This window comes from Allosphingosinicella sp. (genome assembly GCF_046295735.1).
Classification (GTDB): domain Bacteria; phylum Pseudomonadota; class Alphaproteobacteria; order Sphingomonadales; family Sphingomonadaceae; genus Allosphingosinicella.
On sequence record NZ_JBKBMQ010000003.1, the window covers coordinates 117,333 to 137,469 of the forward strand.

Consider the following 20,137-nt stretch of genomic DNA (forward strand, 5'->3'; position numbering starts at 1 on the left):
GAGTTTTGGGGGGCGGGCGTGGTTCTTCCTCCCCGGGTTTTTGGGAAGCGCGGTCCGGTGGAGGTGTCTGGCGCGGCCGGCCGCGCCTCGACCTGACGGACGTTGCCGAGCCGGGCGATCGTCTGCAGCGCGTAATGGAGCTGGAAGTCCTCGATCCCGCGCGCCTTCAGCTCCTCGGGCGTGGCGGCGAAGCGCGGATCCGGGCGGCCGTCGTCCTGCAGCACGTCCTCGCCCACCGCCGCCTCGTTCACGAGGTGGCGGCGCAGGTCCGATTCGCGGATGCGGGTGCGGGTGCGGTAATCCGGGTCCGAAATCTGCGGCACCATGATGTCGGGCGTGATGCCGCCTTCCTGCACCGACTTGCCGGACGGGGTGTAATAGCGGGCGGTGGTCAGCCGGATGGCCGCTTCACCGCGGCCGAGCGGGATCAGCGTCTGCACCGATCCCTTGCCGAAGGTGCGGTCGCCCATCACCACCGCGCGGCGATGGTCCTGAAGCGCGCCGGCGACGATCTCGGCGGCCGAGGCGCTGCCGGCATCGACCAGCACCACAACCGGCAAGCCCTTCGCGGCGTCGCCGGGGCGGGCATAATAGCGTTCGATGTCGGTGCGCTTGCGGCCGCGCTGCGACACCACCTCGCCCCGCTCGAGGAACAGATCGGTGAGGCTCACCGCCTGGTCGAGCAGGCCGCCGGGGTTGGAGCGCATGTCGAGCACATAGCCGAGCGGCTTGCCGCCGACCTGCCGGTCGATGTCGGCGATCGCCTGGCGGACCATATCGGTGGTGGTGCGGTTGAAGGTGACGACGTTGATGATGCCGACCCGGTCCTTCACTTCCCACTTCACCGCCTGAAGGTCGATGACGGCGCGGGTCAGCGTGACGTCGAACGGCCGGTCGCGGCCGGGGCGCACGATGGTGAGGCGGATCGACGTGCCCGGCTGGCCGCGCATCTGTTCCACCGCCTCGTCGAGCGTGCCGCCGTAGATCAGCCGCCCGTCGAGATGGGTGATATAGTCGCCCGCCTTGATGCCGGCGCGGTCGGCCGGCGTGTCCTTGGTCGGGGCGATCACCTTCACCGCCCCGTCCTCGATCGTGACGCTGAGCCCCAGGCCGCCATAATTGCCGTCGGTGGTCGACATCAACGTGCGGAAGTTGCGTTCGTCGAGATAGGAGGAATGCGGGTCGAGGCTGGACAGCATGCCGTCGATCGCGCCGCGCATCAAAGTCGCGTCGTCGACCTGGTCGACATATTCGGCGCGCACCCGCTCGAACACGGCGAGGAACTGGCGCACCTCGCGATAGGTCGACACGTCGACCTGCGCCATCGCCGCCGTGGCCATCGGAACCATCGCAATCGCGCTGACAAGTCCCAGCGAACGAACGAGATTTTTGGGCATCATCTATCCTTGGAAGGCACGCGGCCGCTTTACCCTCTTTTTAGCGCGGCGAAAAGCAACGTCCGATGAACGTTCAACTCCGTTCGACGAGCGCGGCGACCGGCACCGGCCGGCCCCCGCGGCGCAGCTCCAGCGACACGCGCGGCCGCCCCTCGCCCGCGGCCCGGCCGAGCGGCGCGCCGCGGCCCACCGTCTGCCCGGCGACGACCTCGCTCTCGCCGAGATCGGTGAGCACGGTGGCATAGCCGCGGCCATGGTCGATGATCACCACCTGGCCATATCCCCGGAAGGCGCCCGCATAAGCGATCCGTCCGGCCGCGGGCGCGACCACCCGCGCGCCGGGCGCGGTCTCGAAGGTGAGGCCGCGCGAATGGACGCCCGCGTCCGATATCTCGCCGACGCCGGCGACCAGCCGCCCTTCGACCGGGAGGAGATAGCGCGGCCCCTGCTCCGCGCGCGGCGGCGGATCGCCGGGGCGGGGCAGCGGACCGGGAAGCTCGGCCAGCTGGCCGGCGAGCCGCGCCTGGAATTCGCGGGTCCGCACCAGCCGGTCGAGCGCGCGCGCCTCCTCGCCCAGCGCCAGCGCGCGGTCCGATTCGAACAAGGCGGATTCGGCGAGGTCGCGGGACCGCTCGCGCTGCGTGGCTTCCAGCCGGGCGAGATCGGCCCGCCGCTGCTGCAAGGTCGCGCGGCTGTCGACCAGCGCCGCATAGGCGACCCGCGCCTGCTCGGCGAGCCGGTTGCCGGCCGCGACCTCGCGGCGCAGCGCCTCGGTGCGCTTCTCGATCACCGGCAGGGTGGAGGCGAGCAGCGAGCGGACATGGACCACGTCCTCGATCGAACCGGGCTGGACCAGCGCCAGCGCCGGCGGCCGCCGGGCCATGGTCTGGAGCGCGGCGGTGAGCCGCACCACCGGCGCCTGCCGCTCGGCCAGCCGGGCGCGCTGTTCGGCCTGCAGCGCCTCGATCATCCGCACCCGCGTCTCGGCGGCGGTGATCTCCGCTTCGGCCGCCTCGATCCGCGCGGCGAGCGCCTCCGCCTCGGCGCGGGCGCGGGCGGCGGCGTCGGTCGCACCGGCCGCCTGCCGCTCCAGCTCCTCCGAGCGGCGGGTCGCTTCCTCCGCCTCCGCCTTGGCGCGGCGCAGCTCCGCCGCCTCGCCCCCGCCGCCCGGCTGCGCCCAGGCGAGGCCGCCTCCGACGGTGGCGGCGAGACAGAGGCTGAGAAGGATGCGGCGCATGGCTCATCCTTCCCTATGATAGGGGTGGTTCGCAAGGATGGAGGTGGCGCGGAACAATTGTTCGGCGAGCATGGCGCGGGCGAGGAGGTGCGGCCAGGTCGCCTTGCCGAAGGCGAGCAGCAGGTCTGCCGACGCCCGTTCGGCCTCGCCGAAGCCGTCGGCGCCGCCGATCAGGAAACGCGCCTCGCGCCGCCCGGCGTCGCGCCAGCGCTCCAGATGGCGGGCGAACTCCACCGATCCGAGCTGCGCGCCTTTCTCATCGAGAAGGACGGTGACCGACTGGTCCGCGGGCGGCGGCACGCGTCCGCCGCTTTCCGGAAGCTCGGTCACCTTCACCGGCCAGGCGATGCGGCGCAGATAGCGCTCCACCAGCTCGGCCTCCGGGCCGCGGCCGATCTTGCCGCGCGCGACGATGTGGAGGAGCAAGGCTCAGTGGCTGGTCGGGACCGGCGACGGGCCGCCGCTCTCCTCGAACGCCCACATCCGCTCCAGATTGTAGAAGCTGCGCACTTCCGGCCGGAACAGGTGGACGATCACATCCTCGGCGTCGATCAGCACCCAGTCGGCGACCGGAAGCCCCTCGATCCGCACGTTGCGGCCGAGTTCGCGCTTGATCCGTTCGGTCAGCTTCTGGGCCATGGAGGCGACCTGACGGGACGATCGGCCGCTGGCGATCACCATATGATCGGCGATGCTCGATTTGCCGGTCAGCGGGATCGATACGACATCGACCGCCTGGTCGTCGTCGAGGGAGCGGAGGACGAGGTCGTGAAGCGCCTCGACCGGGGCTGGGGCTCCGTCCTGATGCGGAGCGGGTTGGGGTACGGGCAATGTGCCTCCTTGTTTACACGGGCCGCCGCGTCACGCCGTCGCGGAGCGCCCTCGGGTTGAACGAACGAAGGGGTGATTGGTGCCAGTCGGGCGCGGCGGCGCGGATGCCGGTGGCGGATGTCGGATCGGACGGCAGTTGAAGCAGCACGAGTGCCGGCAGTCTCCACTTCGTCCATGAGCGCGCCATGGCCGCGGGCCGGACGAAGCGACGCAGCCAGCCCATGGCGGGCGCCGCCAGGGCGGGGCCATCATATCCCGGCCGGCCGATCACGGCAATCGGAACCGTCGCCGCGATGCCGCGCCAGTCGCGCCACAGATGGAATTGCGCGAGATTGTCGGCGCCCATCAGCCAGACGAAGTCGCGGTCCGGCCAGCGGCGCCTCAGCGCGCGCAGCGTATCGGCGGTGTAGCGGGTGCCGAGATCGCGCTCGACGGCGGTGACCCGGATCGGCGCCCCGCGCGCGGCCCGGCGCGCCGAGGCGAAGCGGGCGGGCAGCGGCGCCATGCCTGCGGCCGGTTTCAGCGGATTGCCCGGCGACACCAGCCACCACACCTCGTCCAGCCCCAGCGCGCGCATGGCCGCGAGGCTGATCCGCCGATGCCCGCGATGCGCCGGATTGAACGACCCGCCGAGGAGGCCGACACGGTTCATGTCCGGCCGGTCCGATCCTGTCGGTCGTCGGGGGGATGGGTGTCCCGTTTGGCGGGCGGCGCGCTGACCAGCTTCAAACGGCGTCCTTGCCGCCGAAGCGCTTCTTGAGGTCCGCCATCACCTGTTCATGGCTGATTAGATCACCCCTGTCCGCGGCATCGATGCCGATCTGAACAAATGCGCGGAGGGCCGCGGCATATTCGCTCTGTGCGCGGAGCAGTTCACGCCCCTCGGCGTCGGGAGGGACATAGCCGGGCAGGTCCCCCGCCTCTTCTCCATGGCCGGCGGAGATGGTCTTCGGCTTTCCCATCACGCTATGATAAGGCAGGCGGGTCGGGGGTTCAACGGGACGGCGGCGATGGGGATCGACGGGGTCGGGGAGGTGATGACGGGCGCTCTGGCGGCGCGGGCGGTGGAACCCGCGACCGGCGCCGGGGCCGACGCGACGGGCGGCGGGGAGGCATCCGGCGCCGCCTGTCTCAATTGCTCCACCATTCTCGTCGGCGATTATTGCCATCGCTGCGGCCAGTCCGGCCATGTCCACCGCTCCGTCGCCGCCTGGTGGCACGACATCGCGCACGGCGTCCTCCATCTCGACGGCAAGGTGTGGCGCACCCTGCCGAAGCTCGCCTTCCGGCCGGGCGAGCTCACGCGGCGCTACATCGACGGGCAGCGCGCGAGCTTCGTCTCGCCGATCGCGATGTTCCTCTTCTCCGTCTTCCTGATGTTCGCCGTGTTCAGCATGGTCGGCGGCCCCTTCTCCTTCAGCGACGAAGCCGGCCAGGCGTCGGAGGAGATGCGCACCGAACTCGCCGCCATCGACCGGCAGATCGTCGAACTCCAGGCCGAGCGCGAGCGGCGCGTCGCCGCGGGCGAACCGGTCGAGGACCTTGACCGCCGTCTCGCCGACGGGCGGCAGGCGCGGCAGGTGATCGTCGCCACGGCGCGCGCCTTCGATCCGTCGCGCGACATTCCGACCGGCCCCTCAGCGGGCGACGAGGGCTTCCGCGCGATCGGCTTCGAGACCGGCAATGCCAGGCTCGATGCCGCCATCGCCAAGGCCAACGAAAATCCTTCGCTGCTCCTCTACAAGGTGCAGGCGAACGCCTATAAATTCTCCTGGGCGCTCATTCCGCTGTCGGTGCCGTTCGTTTGGCTGCTCTTCCTGTGGCGGCGCGGCCACCGGGTCTACGACCACACAGTGTTCGTCACCTATTCGATCGCCTTCATGAGCCTGCTGCTGGTGACGGTGAGCCTGCTGCGCCCGCTCGGCCTCAGCCCGGGCGTGGCGGCGCTGGCGCTCACCTTCATCCCGCCCATCCACATGTACAAGCAATTGCGCGGCACCTACGGCCTCGGCCGCTTCAGCGCGCTGTGGCGCACCGTCTTCCTGATCGCCTTCGCGAGCGTCGCGCTCACCGCATTCCTGCTGCTGCTGGTGACGATGGGCGCCTTCGCCTGATCAGGCGGGGCAGGGGAATTTGCGGGCGAGCAGGCTGCGCATCGCGTCCTTCACCTCGGTGCGCTCGCGCTGCGGCGCCGGGATGGCGCGAAAATGGTCGAGCAGCTCGCGCGAGTTCATCGATCCGCCCTGCTGCGGCGGGCAATAGGCGCCGCGCCGGCCGGCGCGCTCGGCCGCCAGCCGCTCCTCCTTCAGCGACTTGGTCGCGCCTTCCACTTCCCGCTTCAACAGGCGCAGGTCGCTCGAGAACAGAGCGGTCGCGCCGCGTTTCTCCAGCGCCTCGGCCTTCTGCAGAAAGGTCGCGACCGTCATCGCGTGGAGCGCCGTCACCGGCAGCACCACCAGCATCGCGCCGAACAGCAGCTTCTTCATCGAACATCCCCTCCCCGAACGAGCGCCGGAATTGGCGGTTCGCCGCCTGAACGGCGCTTGAATGCGGCCAGCCGATTCCGCCCTTTCCGTAAGCCGCGGTTCAGGACTTTCGCCTACATTGTCATTGCGCCCCGATCGCCTATCTAGGCGGGGAGACGGAGTGAGACGGAAGCTATGAGCGACAACGGCAGGGATCCCAAGCAGGAACCGCAGCAGCCCAACCCCTGGATGAAGAGTCTTCTCATCTGGGCCGGCATCCTCCTGGGGCTCGTCCTGTTCGTGCAGATGGTGGACGGCGGGCGCACCAATGCGACCGACGGCCTCACTTATTCGCAATTCCTGAACCGGGTCGAGGAAGGCCAGGTGAAGCAGGTCGCGATCGGCAAGGACGTGATTTCCGGCCGCCTCACCAGCGGCGAGACCTTCCGCACCCACACCGTGCCCGATCCCGAGCTCACCAACCGCCTGCGCGAGCGCGGCGTGGAGTTCAGCGGCGAGCCGGAGCAGACGACCAGCGTCTGGCTGATCCTCCTCTACCAGTCTTTGCCCTTCCTCCTCATCCTCGGCATCGCCTTCTTCGTGATGCGCCAGATGCAGAAGAATGCGGGCTCGGGCGCGATGGGCTTCGGCAAGTCCAAGGCCAAGATGCTGACCGAGAAGCACGGCCGCGTCACCTTCGACGACGTCGCCGGCATCGACGAGGCGCGCGAGGAGCTGCAGGAGATCGTCGATTTCCTGAAGGACCCGACCAAGTTCGCGCGGCTGGGCGGCAAGATCCCGAAGGGCGCGCTGCTGGTCGGCTCGCCCGGCACCGGCAAGACCCTGCTCGCCCGCGCCATCGCCGGCGAGGCGAACGTGCCCTTCTTCACCATTTCGGGCTCCGACTTCGTCGAGATGTTCGTCGGCGTCGGCGCGAGCCGGGTGCGCGACATGTTCGAGCAGGCGAAGAAGAACGCGCCCTGCATCGTCTTCATCGACGAGATCGACGCGGTCGGCCGCCATCGCGGCGCGGGCCTCGGCAACGGCAATGACGAGCGCGAGCAGACGCTGAACCAGCTGCTCGTCGAGATGGACGGTTTCGAGGCGAACGAAGGCATCATCATCATCGCCGCCACCAACCGCCCCGACGTGCTCGATCCGGCGCTGCTGCGCCCCGGCCGCTTCGACCGCCAGGTCGTGGTGCCGCGCCCCGACATCGAGGGCCGCGAGAAGATCCTCGCCGTCCACATGAAGAAGGTGCCGCTCGCGCCCGACGTCGACGCGCGCACCATCGCCCGCGGCACGCCCGGCTTTTCCGGCGCGGACCTCGCCAATCTCGTCAACGAGGCGGCGCTGATGGCGGCCCGCAAGGGCAAGCGCCTCGTCGCGATGAAGGAGTTCGAGGAGGCCAAGGACAAGGTGATGATGGGCGCCGAGAGGAAGTCCATGGTCATGACCGAGGACGAGAAGAAGGCGACCGCCTATCACGAGGCCGGCCACGCCCTCGTCTCGCTCCACGTCCCCGGCTGCGATCCGCTGCACAAGGTGACCATCATTCCGCGCGGCCGTGCGCTGGGCGTCACCTGGAACCTGCCGGAGCGCGACCGCTACTCGATGTCGATGAAGCAGATGAAGGCGCGGCTCGCGCTCTGCTTCGGCGGCCGCATCGCCGAGCAGCTGATCTACGGCGAGGACGAGCTCAACACCGGCGCCTCCAACGACATCCAGCAGGCCACCGACATGGCCCGCGCGATGGTGATGGAATATGGCATGTCGGAAAAGCTCGGCTGGCTGCGCTACCGCGACAATCAGGACGAGGTGTTCCTCGGCCATTCGGTCGCCCGCACCCAGTCGATCTCCGGCGAGACCGCCAAGCTGATCGACGAGGAGGTGCGCCGCCTGATCGAGGAAGCCGAGGCGACCGCGCGCAAGGTGCTGACCGACAATCTCGACGAGCTGCACCGGCTGGCCAACGCCCTGCTCGAATATGAGACGCTGAGCGGCGAGGAATCGAAGAAGGCGATCCGCGGCGAGGATATCGGCCGCGAGGATCCGGGCGCGAAGCAGCCGGTGCTCCCGGTCGCCGGCTCGTCCATCCCCAGCACCCGCCGCCCGCGCGGCGGCTTCGGCGGCCCCGCCCCCCAAGGCGCCTGAGGCGATCTCATCCCCCTCCCTGGAACAGGGAGGGGAGAGCGGGCCGCGCCTTCCACCCTAGCGCGGCGTGCGCGGCGGGGCGGGGGTGAGCAGCCAGTCCGTCCCCGCCGGCCGGGCCAGCACGCCGGCGAGCGTGCCGGTCTCGCCTTGCTCCAGCGCCTCGATCAGCCGGATGAGCTTGGGGCCGGGCGGCGCTTCGGCGCCCAGCCGGGCCAGTGCCGCCGCCAGCAGCCGCCGCTTCAGCTCGCGCGGCAGGCCTTCCGTGGCGAGGCGAAGGCCGTCGCCGTCCTCCCGCACCCGTTCCTCCCACAGCCGCTCCGCCGTCCAGGCGAGCGCCTCCTCCGCTTCGGCGAGGTGGGCGGCGGCCGCCGCCAGCCGCTCGGGCGCCGGCCAGTTCGCCTCCGCCAGCAGCGCGCGCGCCCGCGTCCGGTCGTAGCGCGCATCCCGGTTGCTGGGATCGTCGGCGGGGGTGAGACCGGCGGCGCGCACGATCTCCACCAGCTCCGCCTTGCGCCAGCCGAGCAGCGGCCGCACCAGCACCACCCCGTCCGCCAGCGCCCGCCTGGCCCGCACGCCGGCGAGCCCGCCGATGCCCGCGCCCCGCGCCAGCCGCATCAGCAGCGTTTCGGCCTGGTCGTCGGCATGGTGAGCGGTGGCGACCAGCGCCAGGCCGCGCTCCCGCGCCCAGCGGCCGAGCGCCGCATAGCGCGCCGCCCGCGCCTCCGCCTGGACGTTGGCCGCCGGCGCCTCGGGCCAGTCCGGCGCGAGCACGGCATGCGCCACGCCGATCGCCGCGCAGCAGGCGGCGGCGGCCCCCGCCTCGGCCGCGCTCTCCGTCCTCAGCTTGTGGTCCACCGTCGCCGCCTCGACCCGGCCGGGCCAGGCGGCGGCGGCGAGCAGCAGCAGCGCCAGGCTGTCCGGCCCGCCCGACAGCGCGATTCCGATCCGCTCCGGTTCCCCGCCCGCGAGCACCGCCAGGTCGCCGCGGAACCGGGCCAGCGTGTCCGGCGCGACGGCCATCGGCCTCAGCTGCAGGGCACGCGGCAGGGCGCCGCGGCCGGCGCCCGTCCGCGGTCGACCGACTGCCGCACGCCCGCGCCCAGCCCCGGCCGGTCGCGGCGATAGCCGAGCGCCTCCAGGCAGCGATGGGCGTTCTCATAGGTGACCAGCGGATCGGGCTGCCACACCGCCTTGGCCTCGGCCGAGCAGCGGTCGATGTCCGCGCGCATCTCCTCCTCGCTCTTCTCCGGATGGTAGACGGCGGTGGCGCAGGCGGCGAGCGCGAGCGGGAGCAGCGGCGCGGCGATCCTCATCGCGCCTCTGTCCACTCCCGTCCGCCGCGACGCAAGCCCCTTCAAAGCCTTCGACAAGGGCGGGGGGACGGCTTAAGCTTCGCCGCGTGGGCGGGAACGACGAGTCTTTCGAGGATGCGCCGGCCGTTGCGGCGGCCGACCGGCTGACGCTCGATCTCGACGGCTGGGAAGGGCCGCTCGACCTGCTGCTGACGCTCGCCCGCACCCAGAAGGTCGATCTCGCCAAGATCTCGATCCTGGCTCTGGTCGAACAATATCTCGCCTTCATCCAGGACGCGAAGAAGCTGAAGCTGGAGATCGCGGCCGATTATCTGGTGATGGCGGCCTGGCTCGCTTATCTCAAATCCTGCCTGCTGCTGCCCAAGGATCCGGAACAGGATCCGAGCCCCGAGGAGCTGGCGCTACGCCTGCAGCTCCGCCTCCAGCGGCTGAACGCGATGCGCGAGGCCGGCGCCCGGCTGATGGCGCGCGACCGGATCGGGCGCGACGTCTTCCTGCGCGGCGCGCCGGAGGGGCTGCGCGTGGTCCGCAGGGCCGCCTGGCAGGTCGATCTCTACGATCTCATCGCCGCCTACGGCATCGTGCGCGCCCGCACCGAGCCGGCGCTGCACATCGTCTCCCGCCGCCCGGTGATGACGCTGGAGGACGCGCTGCAGCGGATCGAGCGGCTGATCGGCGCGAGCATGGACTGGGCGACGCTCGAATCCTTCCTCCCCGCCACGCCCGACCCCGAATATCGCAAGTCCGCCCTCGCCTCGAGCTTCGTCGCCGCCCTCGAACTCGCCCGCCAGGGCCGGGTCGAGCTCGACCAGCAAGCCGGCCCCTTCACCCCCCTCTACGTGAGGGCGGCGTGAGGGAGCTTTCCGACGGGGTGCGGGCGGTGGAGGCGGCGTTGTTCGCGGCGGCGGAGCCGCTCAGCGTCGCCGATCTCGAAGCTTATGTGGGAGAAGGCGTCGACGTGAAGGCGGCGCTGGCCGAGCTGCAGGCGCATTATGCCGGCCGCGGCGTCGAGCTGGTGGAGCGCGGGCGCGCCTGGCACTTCCAGACGGCGGCCGATCTCGCCCATGTCCTGCGCCGCGAGCGGGCGGAGAGCCGCAAGCTCAGCCGCGCCGCGGTCGAGACGCTGGCGATCATCGCCTATCACGAGCCGGTCAGCCGCGCCGAGATCGAGGCGATCCGCGGCGTCCAGATCTCCAAGGGCACGCTGGACGTGCTGATGGAGGCGGGCTGGGTCCGGCCCGCCGGGCGGCGCGAAGTGCCGGGGCGGCCGCTCACCTTCGCCACCACCGGCCATTTCCTGTCGCATTTCGGCCTCGCCAGCCGGCGCGACCTGCCCGGCATCGACGATCTGAAGGCCGCGGGCCTGCTCGATCCGGTCGATCTGGCGATCGAACAGCTGGGCGTCGGGCAGGCGGAACTGGAAAGTGAGGCCGAGGACGACTAGGTAGGAGCCTGGCGCGTCACCGGAGAAGACATATGGGTACCTTCAGCATCTGGCATTGGCTGGTCGTCGGCATCATCATCCTGCTGCTGTTCGGCAAGGGCCGCTTCTCCGAGATGATGGGCGATGTCGCCAAGGGCATCAAAAGCTTCAAGAAAGGCATGACGGAGGAGGAGCAGGCCTCCACCGCCGCGCCGCGCCGGATCGAAGGCGACCGCACGGTCGAGCATCCGCCGGTGCGCCCGGCCGACGAGCGCGCGGCCGAGCCGACGCGCGCCGACCGCGCGCCGTCGCCCGACGCCGACCGCCACTAGAACCGGCCGGAGCGCCGCCGCAGGGGCGTCATGTTCGACATCGCTTCCACCGAGCTGCTGATCATCTGCGTCGTCGCGCTGGTGGTGATCGGGCCCAAGGACCTGCCCCGGGTGATGCGCACCGTCGGCAACTGGATCGGCCAGGCCCGCGGCATGGCGCGCCACTTCCGCGCCGGCATGGAAACGATGATGCGAGAGGCCGAGCTCGAGGAGATGGAGAAGAAGTGGAAGGCGGAGAATGAGCGGATCATGCGCGAGCATCCGATGCCCGCGTCCGCCGACGCCGCCGACGAGATGAGCGACTGGGGCCGGCCGGCCGCGCCGCCCGCCGCGCCGGCGCTGGCGCCGCCCGCGCCCGCCGCCGCCGCTCCGGCGCCGCCTCCGCGCGAGGGCCCGCCGCCGCCGCCCGCTCCCGAGCCGCGCGAGCTGCCATGAACGCCCCGCTTCCCGCGCCGCCGGAGGACGGGCTCGACCAGAGCCGGGCGCCGCTGATGGACCATCTGCTCGAGCTTCGGAAGCGCCTGATCCGCGCCTTCCTGGCGCTCGGCGTCGCCTTCGGCATCTGCTTCTATTTCGCCGACGACATCTTCGCCTTCCTCGCCCAGCCGCTGGTCAACGCCTTCGGCGGCGAGGGGCAGGGGCGGATGATCTACACCCGCCTCTACGAAGCCTTCTTCGTCGAGATCCGCGTCGCCTTCTTCGCCGCCTTCTTCGTCGCTTTCCCGTTCATCGCCAACCAGGTCTGGGCGTTCATCGCGCCCGGCCTCTACCGCAACGAGAAGAAGGCGTTCCTCCCCTTCCTGTTCGCGACGCCGCTGCTGTTCACGCTGGGCGGCGCGCTCGCTTATTATGTCGTGATGCCCACCGCGTTCCGCTTCTTCCTCAATTTCCAGGGGAATATCGGCGGGATCGAGCAGGAGGCGCTGCCGGCGGTCGGCGACTATCTGACGCTCGTCATGCACTTCATCCTGGCGTTCGGGATCGCCTTCCTGCTGCCGGTGCTGCTGATGCTGCTGGAGCGGGCCGGGCTCGTCACCCGCGACCAGCTGAAGCGCGGCCGGCGCTATGCGATCCTGGGCGCCTTCGTGATCGCGGCGGTCGCGACCCCGCCCGACATCCTGTCCCAGTTCATGCTCGCGGTGCCGCTCATCTTTCTCTACGAACTGTCGCTGATCGCGATCTGGTTCACCGAGCGCCGCCGCAACCGCGAATCCGCCGCCGAAGCCGCACCGCCGGCCGCCTGATCTCTCCGCGACGCGAAACGGCCTCGCTCCCTAGGGAGCGAGGCCGTTCGTGTCTGCCGGTCGCCGGCGAAGGGAGGTCGCGCGGGATCGCCCGGCGCCCTCCCGGCGGCGGCTCAGCTGACGTGATTCGAAATGTGCTTGTTCATCTCGAACATGGACACGCGGTCCTTGCCGCCGAAGATCGGGCGGAGCGTGTCGTCGGCGATGATCTCGCGCTTGTTCTCCGGGTTCTGGAGATTGTTCTTCTTGATGTAATCCCACATCTTGCTGACGATCTGGGCGCGCGGCAGCGGATCGTTGCCGGTCACCTTCGCCAGATCGCCCGACGGCTTCACCGGCCGCTGAAGTCCGTCCTGCTTACCCTGTGCCATAAAGTCCCTCCTGTTTGGCTTTGTGCGGATAGAGCGCAAAAGCGCGGGCAATGCAATAAGGGGTTGGCTCCGAAACGGACGCTTCGCCCCTCCGGGAGCGCGGCGCGGCTCATGTCGAGACCGGAACGGCTTGATCTCGCCGCCGTTAACGTGATTACTCGCGCACGATTGTCCTGGCGTTGGGAGTAGAGGATGAGCGAGACGACAGCCGCGGAGCCGGCCCGCAAGGGGGTGCTGGCCTGGATCGAGCGGACCGGCAACAAGCTGCCGGACCCGGTGTTCATCTTCTTCTATCTGATCGGCGGGCTGATCGTGATCAGCCTGCTCGCGGCTCTGGCCGGCTGGTCCGCCCTCCACCCGACCGAGGTGGACGAGGCGACCGGCGCTCCTACCGTCATCGCCGCGCAAAGCCTGTTGTCGGCCGAGAATATCCGGCGGCTGTGGGTGGAGATGCCGACCACCTTCACCCATTTCCACCCGCTGGGCTACGTCCTCGTCGTCATGCTCGGCGCCGGCGTCGCCGAACGCTCCGGCCTGTTCGGGACGGCGATGCGGGCGGGCGTGCGCAACGCCCCCAAATTCCTCCTCACCCCGATCGTGGCGCTGGTGGCGATGATCGGCAATCTCGCCGCCGACGCGGCCTATGTCGTCCTCATCCCGCTCGCCGGCGTGATCTACGCCGCCGCCGGCCGCCATCCGATCGCCGGCATCGCCGCCGCCTTCGCGGGCGTGTCGGGCGGCTTTTCGGCCAACCTGCTGCCGGGCCAGCTCGACGCCCTCCTGTTCGGGATCACCCAGGCCGCGGCCGAGGCGATCGTGCCGACCTGGACGCCGAACATCGCCGGCAACTGGTATTTCATCATGGCGATGACCTTCGTCTTCCTGCCGGTCATCTGGTACGTGACCGACCGGATCATCGAGCCGCGGCTCGGCCGCTACGTCGCCGAAGGGCAGGCGGCGGTCTCGGCCGGCGCCGCGCCCGCCGGCGACGCCCCGCTCGCCGAAGGCGAGGCGGAGGATCCCAACGCCCCGCTCACCGACCGCCAGAAGAAGGGCCTGCGCCGCGCCGGCCTCGCCGCGCTCGCCATCGTCGCTTTGTGGGTGTTCTTCACCGTCGGACCGGGCACGCCGCTGATGGATCCGGACGCGCCGCCGGAAGGGCGCCTCACGCCCTTCTACCGCTCGCTGGTGGCCGGCTTCTTCATCCTCTTCCTCGCCACCGCCTGGGCCTATGGCAAGGCGGCCGGATCGATCAACGACCATCGCGACGTGGTGCGGATGATGTCGCAGTCGATGGGCGACCTCGCTTACTATCTCGTCCTCGCCTTCGCGGCGGCGCATTTCGTGGCGATGTTCAACTGGTCGAATCTCGGCCTCATCACCGCGGTCCACGGCGCCCACGGGCTGGAGCAGCTCGCGCTGCCGGCGCCGATCCTGCTCGGCCTCATCGTGCTCTTCTCGGCGACGCTCAACCTGTTCGTCGGCTCGGCCAGCGCGAAATGGGCGCTGATGGCGCCGGTGCTGGTGCCGATGCTGATGCTGCTCGGCATCAGCGCGGAAACGACCACCGCCGCCTATCGCGTCGGCGACAGCGCGACCAACATCATCACCCCGCTGATGGTCTATTTCCCGCTGATCCTCATCTTCTGCCAGCGCTGGCAGAAGGATTTCGGCCTCGGGAGCCTGGCGGCGATGATGCTGCCTTATTCGCTCTGGCTGCTGGCCAGCGGTACGGCGCTGATGATGATCTGGGTCGGCCTCGACCTGCCGCTCGGCCCCAACGCCCCGGTCGGCTACGTCATTCCGGCCGGGACGACCGTGCCCGCCGCCGCGCCCTAAGGAGACTGGCGCCCGCCCCCTCCCCGCCCGGGGAAGGGGCGGCGCGTCACTCCTGGCCGTCCTCCGGCGGGCGGGCCGCGCGGGCCTGCGCCTTGCGGCGGCGCAGATTTTCGCGCAGCGCCTCGGCCAGCCGCTTGGCGCGTTCCTCGTCCTTTCCGTTCATCCCCGCCGCATAGGCGCGGGGCGCCGCCTGCCGCAAGCCGGGTTGACATTGCGCGCCAGCCATGGCCATAGCGCCGCGTCCCCCGACAGGCGATGCTGCCGTAGCTCAGTGGTAGAGCGCATCCTTGGTAAGGCTGAGGTCGTGAGTTCAATCCTCACCGGCAGCACCATCGCCCCTTCGGACATGACGAAGAAGCCGGCCTCGCCGGCGGCGAAGCGAAGCGGCCGGCTCAACCGGCGGCGAACTGCCTCTCGCCGGGCTGGCGCCGCTGTTCGGCCTTGGTCGCGAACAAGGCGGCCAGCTCCTGGTGGCGGTCCCGCGCCGCGGGCGTCACCGCGCGCATCGCGGCCCTGCGCTCCTCGGCCGCGCGTCGCACATAATATCTGTGGTCCGATTCCATCCGAGTCGCCTCCCCAAACGACTCGACCCCCCTATCACAGCTTCGGCGATTCGCGGAATCGGCGCCGCCGGCGCAGCAGCCCGGCCGGGATAAGCACGATGAGGATGCCGGCAATGTCGGCGATCCAGTCGGCGAAATCGCCGTGCCGGTTCAGCCCGGGGATGAGCTGCGCGAACTCGATCGCCGCCCCCGCCGCCGCCAGCCCGACCCCGATCCGCCACAGCGGCGTCTTCGGATAAGCGAGGAGCGCGAGCATCGTCAGCCCGGCAAAGGCCGCGAAATGCTGGATCTTGTCCGACGTCGGCGGAAAGACCGGCGGCGGCGCGGGATGCAGCGCGAGCGCGAAGGCGGCGGTGAAGGCGGTCCAGAACAGGACCCGCCACAGATGGATCGGCATCGCGGCGACTTAGGGCGTGAGCTCGACATCCACAACAAGAAGCCCTCTTCCAGGGGGAGGGTCGCGAAAAGGCCGAAGCATCTCCGCTTACGCCGGTCACCCTCACCCCAGCCCTCTCCCGGGGGGAGAGGGGGCAAAAGGCCGCACGACGCAAAAGCCCTCTCCCCCCGGGAGAGGGTTGGGTGAGGGTGACGGACGATCGCGAACGGGGCGGGGCATCGACGCCGCCCCCGAATGCAGGGAGTGAAGAAGGGGCCGGCCCCCTCAGTCGCGCCGGCTCCCCCGCACCACCATGTCGAGCACGGCGGGATGGAGCGGCCGCTCGAAGGCGCAGCCGATATAGAGGCCCTCGGCCCAGACCACCTTGGCGTGGAACGGCTCGAGCTTGGGCAGCCGCAGCCACACGTCGGTGCCCTGCGACAGTTCCAGATGGGTGGCCGCGCGAAAACCGTCGGTGGAAAGGTCCATGATCTGGACGGAGACCCCCGTGGCGCCGCGCTGGCGCAGCGCCGCGCCGAGCTCCACCGGCACGCGCGCCGATTTGCGCGCCGACCGCTGAGGCGCCGCGGCGGCGCCGTGGCCGGGCCGGCAGGTCGACAGTTCCGCGGAGAAGCCGGCGCAGCCCGGGGCCTCGCCCGCGTCCCAGGGGCTGGCGAACGCGTCCATCGCGCGCCTACCCGTCGCTGTCCGGCAGGTTGATGCCGACGGTGACGCCCCAGGCGGCGGCGCGCTCCAGGTCCTTGGCGCTCAGATCCTCGTTGAGGCCGGGGCGGCGGAAGCGCTGCTGCGCACCGCCCGCGCCGGTCTTCTTCAGCTGGACCAGCACCTCGTTCTCGTCGATCATGTAGAGGAATTCGAGGCCGACTCGCCCGCTGCCGTCGGACCAGGCGACTCGGGCCGGCACGACGGTCGAACCGCGCATGAACACGACCTCGCTGCCGACCGGGGGCACCTTGGTGCATTCCACCAGCGCGCCCTTGCGCGACAGGTCGCGCAGGCGCGCGTCGACTTCCCCGAACGGAGTCTTGAGCTTGGCGGCGAGCAGCACGCGCGCGCGCTTGGCCTGCCGCTTGCCGTCACCCGAGACCCGAACGATATTTTCGACGCCCATCTATGCCTTCCCTGATCAAAGCTCGCCCGACCCTAGCCGCGCGCCCCCTAAAACAAGGTTAAGACCAGCTTGCGAAAAGCCGCCCCCGAGGACGTCCGGCGGCCGGTTCCCGCGCCTCCGTCCGCGGGCGCCGCAATCGCCGATTGACGGGGCGGCAAGCGGGCTTATGGGGCCGGCATGCGCTTTTTCTCGGACAATGCCGCCGCCGTCTGCCCGGAGGCGATGGCCGCGATCGCCACGGCGGACGGGCTCGACACCGCTTATGACGGCGACCGGCTGAGCCGACGGCTGTCGGAGGCTTTTTCCGAACTGTTCGGGACCGAGGTCGCGGCCCTGTGGGTGGCGACCGGCACGGCGGCGAACAGCCTGGCGCTGGCCGCGCTCTGCCCGCCGCACGGCGCGATCGTCTGCCACCGCGACGCCCATATCCAGAACGACGAATGCGGCGCGCCCGAATTCTACACCCATGGCGCCAAGCTGCTGCTGGCCGAGGGGCCGGGCGCGAAGCTGACGCCGGAGGCGGTGACGGCGCTGCTCGCTACCGTCCGCGACGACGTGCACCAGGTCCAGCCGGCGGCTTTGTCGATCACCAACGCGACCGAATATGGCCTCGTCTACACGCCCGAGGAGACGGCGGCGCTCGGCGAATTGTGCAAGGCGAAGGGGCTCGGCTTCCATGTCGACGGCGCGCGCTTCGCCAATGCCGCGGCGCGGATCGGCTGCCATCCCGCCGACCTCACCTGGAAGGCGGGCGTGGACGCCTTGTCCTTCGGCTTCGTCAAGAATGGCGGCATGTCGGCCGAGGCCCTGGTCTTCTTCCGGACCGAGCTCGCCGCCGCCACGCTCTATCGCCGCAAGCGCGCGGGCCATCTCCTGTCCAAGGGGCGCTACATGGCCGCCCAGATCCTCGCCATGCTGGACGGCGACGTGTGGCTGCGCAACGCCCGCGCCGCGAACGACGCGGCGGCGCGGCTGGCGGCGGCGGCCGGCGCGGACCGGCTCGTCCTCCCGGTCGAGGCGAACGAGGTGTTCGTGCGCGTCTCTCCCGGCGAAGCGGCGGCGCTGCGCGCGCAGGGCTTCGACTTTTACGACTGGGGGCCGGGCGAGGCGCGGCTGGTGACCAGCTGGGACAGCGACGGGGCGGCGGTCGACCGGCTGGCCGCGGCGATCGCGGCGCTGTGAGCGCGGCCACCGGCTTTCGCGACCCGCGGATCCTCCTCCCCTTCATCCTGATCACCCTGATCTGGGGATCGACCTGGATCGTGATCAAGGACCAATTGGGCGAGGTGCCGGCGCCCTGGTCGGTCACCTACCGTTTCGTCATCGCCGGCGCGGCGATGTTCGCCACCGCCTGGTGGAGCGGCGCGTCGCTGCGCCTCGGCGCGCGCGGCCACGCCATGGCGGCGACGCTCGGCATTCCGCAGTTCGTGCTCAATTTCAACTTCGTCTACGCGGCCGAACATTACATCACCTCCGGCCTGGTCGCGGTGGTGTTCGCGCTGCTGCTCGTCCCCAATTCGGCGCTCGCCTGGCTGTTCTTCCGGCAACGGATCACCCTCAATTTCGCGGTCGGATCGGCGGTGGCGCTGGCCGGCGTCGCCTTGCTGTTCGTGCAGGAAATGCGGATCAGCGAGGTCGCCCCGGGCGCGGTGCTGGCGGGCATCGGCCTCACCGTGCTCGGCGTGCTCGCCGCCTCGGCGGCCAACGTCATGCAGTTGGCGCGCGAGCTGCGCAGCCGGCCGATCGCCTCCATCCTCGCCTGGGCGATGAGCTACGGCGTGCTGTTCAACGCGCTGGTCGCCTGGGGCACGCACGGCCCGCCGGTGTTCGAGGCGCGGATCGGCTATTGGGCGGGCCTTGTCTATCTCGGCCTGTTCGCCTCCGCGCTCGCCTTCAGCTATTATTTCCGGATCATCCGCGCGGTCGGGCCGGCCAAGGCGGCCTATTCCTCCGTGCTGGTGCCGATCATCGCCATGGCGCTGTCGACCCTGTTCGAAAACTATCGCTGGTCGGCGCTGGCGGCGGCGGGCGGGCTGCTGGCGCTGGCGGGGCTGGTCATCGCGCTGCGCTCCCGCGCGGCCTGATCGCGCGCCTTCCAGTCCATCGCCATCCGCACCCGGGTGGCGCCGGACGGATGGTCGAAGAACAGCACCTCCTCCAGCGGCAGCGGCTCGATCTTGCGATATTCGGAGAGCTTCATCGCGACCGAGGCGAACCCGTCCGGCTCGCGCGCGGCGTCGAGGCCGAAGGCGTCCGCCTGACTTTCCACCGTCCGCACCAGGCTGTTGGTGACGGGCGTCATCGCCAGCATGAACAGGGTGAGGATGATCGCGAACAGCGGCAGCACCGCCGGATCGTCCACCCCGCGCACGCCCCAGCGCGCGCCGTAGCGGGCGAGGATCAGCGGCGTCAGCCGCCACAGCAGCCAGAAGCCGGCGAGCAGGATCAACGCCATCGCGCCGAGCAGCACCAGCCCGTGGTTCAGCACATAATGGCCGAGCTCATGGCCCATCACCGCCCGCACTTCCTCCGGCGTGCCGCGCGCCAGCAGATTGTCGTTGAGCGAGATGCGGATGGTGGGTCCCAGGCCCGACACGTTGGCCGAGATGCGGTTGTGCTGCTTCGACTGGTCGAACACGTAGATATTGTCGGCCGGCACGTCGTGGGCGCGCGCCATTTCGAGGATGGAGTCGCGCAGCGGCCCTTCCTCCATCGGCCGGTAGTCGTTGAACAAAGGCGACAGGAAGACCGGGCTCACCACCATCATCAGCGCCATGAAGGCGATCACCGTGCCCGATCCCCACAGCCACCAGCCGCGCGGCGCCCGGCGGATCACGGCGAACACCACCGTCAGCAGCAGCGCCAGCACCACGATCTGCACGGCAAGGCCGATCGCCTGCTCGCCCAGCCATTGCGGCAGCGTGAGGTTCATCAGCCCATATTGCCGCTCGCGGTACCAGCCGGCGTAGATCGACCAGGGCAGGAGGGCGATGGCGGCGACGATCACATAGGGAACGGCATAGAGCGCCGGCTGCAGCCAGCGCCGCCCGGTCACCCGCTCCGCCCAGCTCCGCCACGCCGCCGACCAGCCGAAATGCAGCAGCGCGAGGCCGAGCCCGATGCCGACCAGCGCGTTCCACAGCAGCAGCCAGTAGCCGCCTTCGAAATAGGCGTCGGACCGCGCCCGCGCCGGCCCCTGAAGCGTGTCGAGCCAGGCCCGCGTCGCCGCTTCCGGATCGAAGCTCCCCGCCGCCTGCGCCGCCGCCGCCACCAGATCGATCATCGCGCCCCTCCCTGTTCCCCGCCCCGGAGCCTAACCGAGCGGCGCTCGGGTGCAAGCGGCAACGCTCCCCTCCCTGGGAACAGGGAGGGGCCGGGGGTGGGTGGGTATCCGGAAAAGCCCCGCAGGCGGAGGCCGACCCAACCCTAACCCCTCCCTGTGGCTAGGGAGGGGGGAAGG

General features: G+C 70.4%; 25 protein-coding genes and 1 tRNA gene. 11 read left to right on the top strand and 15 right to left on the bottom strand.

Features of this window, described 5'->3' with window-relative positions; all coding sequences use genetic code 11:
• The 6 genes from ACK4K7_RS04370 to ACK4K7_RS04395 all read right to left on the bottom strand — a co-directional run.
• Nucleotides 1-1,397: S41 family peptidase (locus ACK4K7_RS04370; RefSeq protein ID WP_431864005.1), on the bottom strand; the 1,397-nt coding region annotated here is incomplete at its 3' end.
• Between the two features lie 73 nt (nt 1,398-1,470).
• The gene (locus tag ACK4K7_RS04375) at nt 1,471-2,634 is read right to left on the bottom strand and encodes a murein hydrolase activator EnvC family protein (protein ID WP_431864006.1); all 1,164 of its coding nucleotides are present in this window, start codon (nt 2,632-2,634) and stop codon (nt 1,471-1,473) included.
• A 3-nt stretch (nt 2,635-2,637) separates the two neighbouring features.
• Nucleotides 2,638-3,060 (bottom strand): 23S rRNA (pseudouridine(1915)-N(3))-methyltransferase RlmH, encoded by a 423-nt coding sequence (locus ACK4K7_RS04380; protein ID WP_431864007.1) that lies wholly within the window; start codon nt 3,058-3,060, stop codon nt 2,638-2,640.
• Between the two features lie 3 nt (nt 3,061-3,063).
• A complete protein-coding gene (rsfS, locus tag ACK4K7_RS04385; RefSeq protein WP_431864008.1) occupies nt 3,064-3,465 on the bottom strand; it encodes a ribosome silencing factor in 402 nt (133 codons plus the stop codon).
• 13 nt (nt 3,466-3,478) lie between these two features.
• Nucleotides 3,479-4,117 (bottom strand): nicotinate-nucleotide adenylyltransferase, encoded by a 639-nt coding sequence (locus tag ACK4K7_RS04390; RefSeq protein WP_431864009.1) that lies wholly within the window; start codon nt 4,115-4,117, stop codon nt 3,479-3,481.
• Between the two features lie 73 nt (nt 4,118-4,190).
• Nucleotides 4,191-4,427, bottom strand: a complete 237-nt coding sequence (locus ACK4K7_RS04395; protein ID WP_431864010.1) for a hypothetical protein — start codon at nt 4,425-4,427, stop codon at nt 4,191-4,193.
• Nucleotides 4,428-4,433: 6 nt separating this feature from the next.
• Here ACK4K7_RS04395 and ACK4K7_RS04400 point away from each other — a divergent pair, with 6 nt between their 5' ends.
• Nucleotides 4,434-5,579 carry a DUF3667 domain-containing protein gene (locus ACK4K7_RS04400; RefSeq protein ID WP_431864011.1) on the top strand — a complete coding sequence of 382 codons (1,146 nt, stop codon included), beginning with the start codon at nt 4,434-4,436 and terminating at the stop codon, nt 5,577-5,579.
• Here ACK4K7_RS04400 and ACK4K7_RS04405 read toward each other — a convergent pair whose 3' ends face one another.
• The gene (locus ACK4K7_RS04405; protein ID WP_431864012.1) at nt 5,580-5,951 is read right to left on the bottom strand and encodes a hypothetical protein; all 372 of its coding nucleotides are present in this window, start codon (nt 5,949-5,951) and stop codon (nt 5,580-5,582) included. It lies immediately after the preceding gene.
• 174 nt (nt 5,952-6,125) lie between these two features.
• Here ACK4K7_RS04405 and ftsH point away from each other — a divergent pair, with 174 nt between their 5' ends.
• Complete coding sequence (gene ftsH / locus ACK4K7_RS04410) at nt 6,126-8,084, top strand: ATP-dependent zinc metalloprotease FtsH (protein WP_431864013.1); 1,959 nt, start codon at nt 6,126-6,128, stop codon at nt 8,082-8,084.
• 57 nt (nt 8,085-8,141) lie between these two features.
• Here ftsH and tilS read toward each other — a convergent pair whose 3' ends face one another.
• Together tilS and ACK4K7_RS04420 are read right to left on the bottom strand one after the other, a co-directional pair.
• Nucleotides 8,142-9,104, bottom strand: a complete 963-nt coding sequence (gene tilS, locus ACK4K7_RS04415; protein ID WP_431864014.1) for a tRNA lysidine(34) synthetase TilS — start codon at nt 9,102-9,104, stop codon at nt 8,142-8,144.
• Nucleotides 9,105-9,109: 5 nt separating this feature from the next.
• Entirely contained in the window at nt 9,110-9,397 is a 288-nt protein-coding gene (locus ACK4K7_RS04420; RefSeq protein ID WP_431864015.1) for a hypothetical protein, read from the bottom strand.
• 86 nt (nt 9,398-9,483) lie between these two features.
• On the opposite strand from ACK4K7_RS04420, the gene ACK4K7_RS04425 reads away from it, so the two are divergent.
• The 5 genes from ACK4K7_RS04425 to tatC are packed head-to-tail and all read left to right on the top strand — an operon-like array spanning nt 9,484 to nt 12,396.
• Nucleotides 9,484-10,251: a segregation and condensation protein A gene (locus tag ACK4K7_RS04425; protein ID WP_431864016.1), complete on the top strand. Its 768-nt coding sequence runs from the start codon at nt 9,484-9,486 to the stop codon at nt 10,249-10,251.
• On the top strand, nt 10,248-10,841 hold the full coding sequence (gene scpB / locus ACK4K7_RS04430; protein ID WP_431864017.1) for an SMC-Scp complex subunit ScpB: 594 nt from the start codon (nt 10,248-10,250) through the stop codon (nt 10,839-10,841). The genes ACK4K7_RS04425 and scpB overlap by 4 nt, the downstream gene beginning before the upstream one ends.
• A 32-nt stretch (nt 10,842-10,873) precedes the next feature.
• Nucleotides 10,874-11,152 (top strand): twin-arginine translocase TatA/TatE family subunit, encoded by a 279-nt coding sequence (locus ACK4K7_RS04435; protein WP_431864018.1) that lies wholly within the window; start codon nt 10,874-10,876, stop codon nt 11,150-11,152.
• A 30-nt stretch (nt 11,153-11,182) separates the two neighbouring features.
• Nucleotides 11,183-11,587: a Sec-independent protein translocase protein TatB gene (gene tatB, locus ACK4K7_RS04440; protein ID WP_431864019.1), complete on the top strand. Its 405-nt coding sequence runs from the start codon at nt 11,183-11,185 to the stop codon at nt 11,585-11,587.
• Nucleotides 11,584-12,396, top strand: coding sequence for a twin-arginine translocase subunit TatC (gene tatC, locus ACK4K7_RS04445; protein ID WP_431864020.1), 813 nt, complete (start codon nt 11,584-11,586; stop codon nt 12,394-12,396). Before tatB ends, tatC begins: the two co-directional genes overlap by 4 nt.
• 113 nt (nt 12,397-12,509) lie before the next feature.
• Here tatC and ACK4K7_RS04450 read toward each other — a convergent pair whose 3' ends face one another.
• Nucleotides 12,510-12,767 (bottom strand): SWIB/MDM2 domain-containing protein, encoded by a 258-nt coding sequence (locus tag ACK4K7_RS04450; RefSeq protein WP_431864021.1) that lies wholly within the window; start codon nt 12,765-12,767, stop codon nt 12,510-12,512.
• Between the two features lie 192 nt (nt 12,768-12,959).
• On the opposite strand from ACK4K7_RS04450, the gene ACK4K7_RS04455 reads away from it, so the two are divergent.
• Together ACK4K7_RS04455 and ACK4K7_RS04460 are read left to right on the top strand one after the other, a co-directional pair.
• Entirely contained in the window at nt 12,960-14,606 is a 1,647-nt protein-coding gene (locus tag ACK4K7_RS04455; RefSeq protein ID WP_431864022.1) for an AbgT family transporter, read from the top strand.
• A gap of 257 nt (nt 14,607-14,863) precedes the next feature.
• Nucleotides 14,864-14,938, top strand: a tRNA-Thr gene (locus ACK4K7_RS04460).
• 60 nt (nt 14,939-14,998) lie between these two features.
• Here ACK4K7_RS04460 and ACK4K7_RS04465 read toward each other — a convergent pair.
• From ACK4K7_RS04465 to ACK4K7_RS04480, 4 genes are all read right to left on the bottom strand, one after another.
• A complete protein-coding gene (locus ACK4K7_RS04465) occupies nt 14,999-15,169 on the bottom strand; it encodes a hypothetical protein (protein ID WP_431864023.1) in 171 nt (56 codons plus the stop codon).
• A 34-nt stretch (nt 15,170-15,203) separates the two neighbouring features.
• Nucleotides 15,204-15,566 carry a teicoplanin resistance protein VanZ gene (locus ACK4K7_RS04470; protein WP_431864024.1) on the bottom strand — a complete coding sequence of 121 codons (363 nt, stop codon included), beginning with the start codon at nt 15,564-15,566 and terminating at the stop codon, nt 15,204-15,206.
• A 264-nt stretch (nt 15,567-15,830) separates the two neighbouring features.
• Nucleotides 15,831-16,232 (bottom strand): PilZ domain-containing protein, encoded by a 402-nt coding sequence (locus tag ACK4K7_RS04475; RefSeq protein WP_431864025.1) that lies wholly within the window; start codon nt 16,230-16,232, stop codon nt 15,831-15,833.
• Between the two features lie 7 nt (nt 16,233-16,239).
• The gene (locus ACK4K7_RS04480; RefSeq protein ID WP_431864026.1) at nt 16,240-16,677 is read right to left on the bottom strand and encodes a PilZ domain-containing protein; all 438 of its coding nucleotides are present in this window, start codon (nt 16,675-16,677) and stop codon (nt 16,240-16,242) included.
• 177 nt (nt 16,678-16,854) lie between these two features.
• Here ACK4K7_RS04480 and ACK4K7_RS04485 point away from each other — a divergent pair, with 177 nt between their 5' ends.
• Entirely contained in the window at nt 16,855-17,859 is a 1,005-nt protein-coding gene (locus ACK4K7_RS04485) for a threonine aldolase family protein (protein WP_431864027.1), read from the top strand.
• The gene (locus ACK4K7_RS04490) at nt 17,856-18,761 is read left to right on the top strand and encodes a DMT family transporter (protein WP_431864028.1); all 906 of its coding nucleotides are present in this window, start codon (nt 17,856-17,858) and stop codon (nt 18,759-18,761) included. Before ACK4K7_RS04485 ends, ACK4K7_RS04490 begins: the two co-directional genes overlap by 4 nt.
• Here ACK4K7_RS04490 and ACK4K7_RS04495 read toward each other — a convergent pair.
• Nucleotides 18,677-19,960 carry a M48 family metallopeptidase gene (locus tag ACK4K7_RS04495; protein ID WP_431864029.1) on the bottom strand — a complete coding sequence of 428 codons (1,284 nt, stop codon included), beginning with the start codon at nt 19,958-19,960 and terminating at the stop codon, nt 18,677-18,679. The genes ACK4K7_RS04490 and ACK4K7_RS04495 overlap by 85 nt on opposite strands.
• Nucleotides 19,961-20,137: the final 177 nt, after the last annotated feature.

What these genes read in the sequence shown, in the direction of transcription:
- ACK4K7_RS04375 (WP_431864006.1), bottom strand. Translation starts at nt 2,634, where the DNA reads ATGCGCCGCATCCTTCTCAGCCTCTGTCTCGCCGCCACCGTCGGAGGC.
- ACK4K7_RS04390 (WP_431864009.1), bottom strand. Translation starts at nt 4,117, where the DNA reads ATGAACCGTGTCGGCCTCCTCGGCGGGTCGTTCAATCCGGCGCATCGC.
- ACK4K7_RS04395 (WP_431864010.1), bottom strand. Translation starts at nt 4,427, where the DNA reads ATGGGAAAGCCGAAGACCATCTCCGCCGGCCATGGAGAAGAGGCGGGG.
- ACK4K7_RS04400 (WP_431864011.1), top strand. Translation starts at nt 4,434, where the DNA reads ATGATAAGGCAGGCGGGTCGGGGGTTCAACGGGACGGCGGCGATGGGG.
- ACK4K7_RS04405 (WP_431864012.1), bottom strand. Translation starts at nt 5,951, where the DNA reads ATGAAGAAGCTGCTGTTCGGCGCGATGCTGGTGGTGCTGCCGGTGACG.
- ftsH (WP_431864013.1), top strand. Translation starts at nt 6,126, where the DNA reads ATGAGCGACAACGGCAGGGATCCCAAGCAGGAACCGCAGCAGCCCAAC.
- tilS (WP_431864014.1), bottom strand. Translation starts at nt 9,104, where the DNA reads ATGGCCGTCGCGCCGGACACGCTGGCCCGGTTCCGCGGCGACCTGGCG.
- ACK4K7_RS04420 (WP_431864015.1), bottom strand. Translation starts at nt 9,397, where the DNA reads ATGAGGATCGCCGCGCCGCTGCTCCCGCTCGCGCTCGCCGCCTGCGCC.
- ACK4K7_RS04435 (WP_431864018.1), top strand. Translation starts at nt 10,874, where the DNA reads ATGGGTACCTTCAGCATCTGGCATTGGCTGGTCGTCGGCATCATCATC.
- tatB (WP_431864019.1), top strand. Translation starts at nt 11,183, where the DNA reads ATGTTCGACATCGCTTCCACCGAGCTGCTGATCATCTGCGTCGTCGCG.
- tatC (WP_431864020.1), top strand. Translation starts at nt 11,584, where the DNA reads ATGAACGCCCCGCTTCCCGCGCCGCCGGAGGACGGGCTCGACCAGAGC.
- ACK4K7_RS04450 (WP_431864021.1), bottom strand. Translation starts at nt 12,767, where the DNA reads ATGGCACAGGGTAAGCAGGACGGACTTCAGCGGCCGGTGAAGCCGTCG.
- ACK4K7_RS04455 (WP_431864022.1), top strand. Translation starts at nt 12,960, where the DNA reads ATGAGCGAGACGACAGCCGCGGAGCCGGCCCGCAAGGGGGTGCTGGCC.
- ACK4K7_RS04465 (WP_431864023.1), bottom strand. Translation starts at nt 15,169, where the DNA reads ATGGAATCGGACCACAGATATTATGTGCGACGCGCGGCCGAGGAGCGC.
- ACK4K7_RS04470 (WP_431864024.1), bottom strand. Translation starts at nt 15,566, where the DNA reads ATGCCGATCCATCTGTGGCGGGTCCTGTTCTGGACCGCCTTCACCGCC.
- ACK4K7_RS04475 (WP_431864025.1), bottom strand. Translation starts at nt 16,232, where the DNA reads ATGGACGCGTTCGCCAGCCCCTGGGACGCGGGCGAGGCCCCGGGCTGC.
- ACK4K7_RS04480 (WP_431864026.1), bottom strand. Translation starts at nt 16,677, where the DNA reads ATGGGCGTCGAAAATATCGTTCGGGTCTCGGGTGACGGCAAGCGGCAG.
- ACK4K7_RS04485 (WP_431864027.1), top strand. Translation starts at nt 16,855, where the DNA reads ATGCGCTTTTTCTCGGACAATGCCGCCGCCGTCTGCCCGGAGGCGATG.
- ACK4K7_RS04495 (WP_431864029.1), bottom strand. Translation starts at nt 19,960, where the DNA reads ATGATCGATCTGGTGGCGGCGGCGGCGCAGGCGGCGGGGAGCTTCGAT.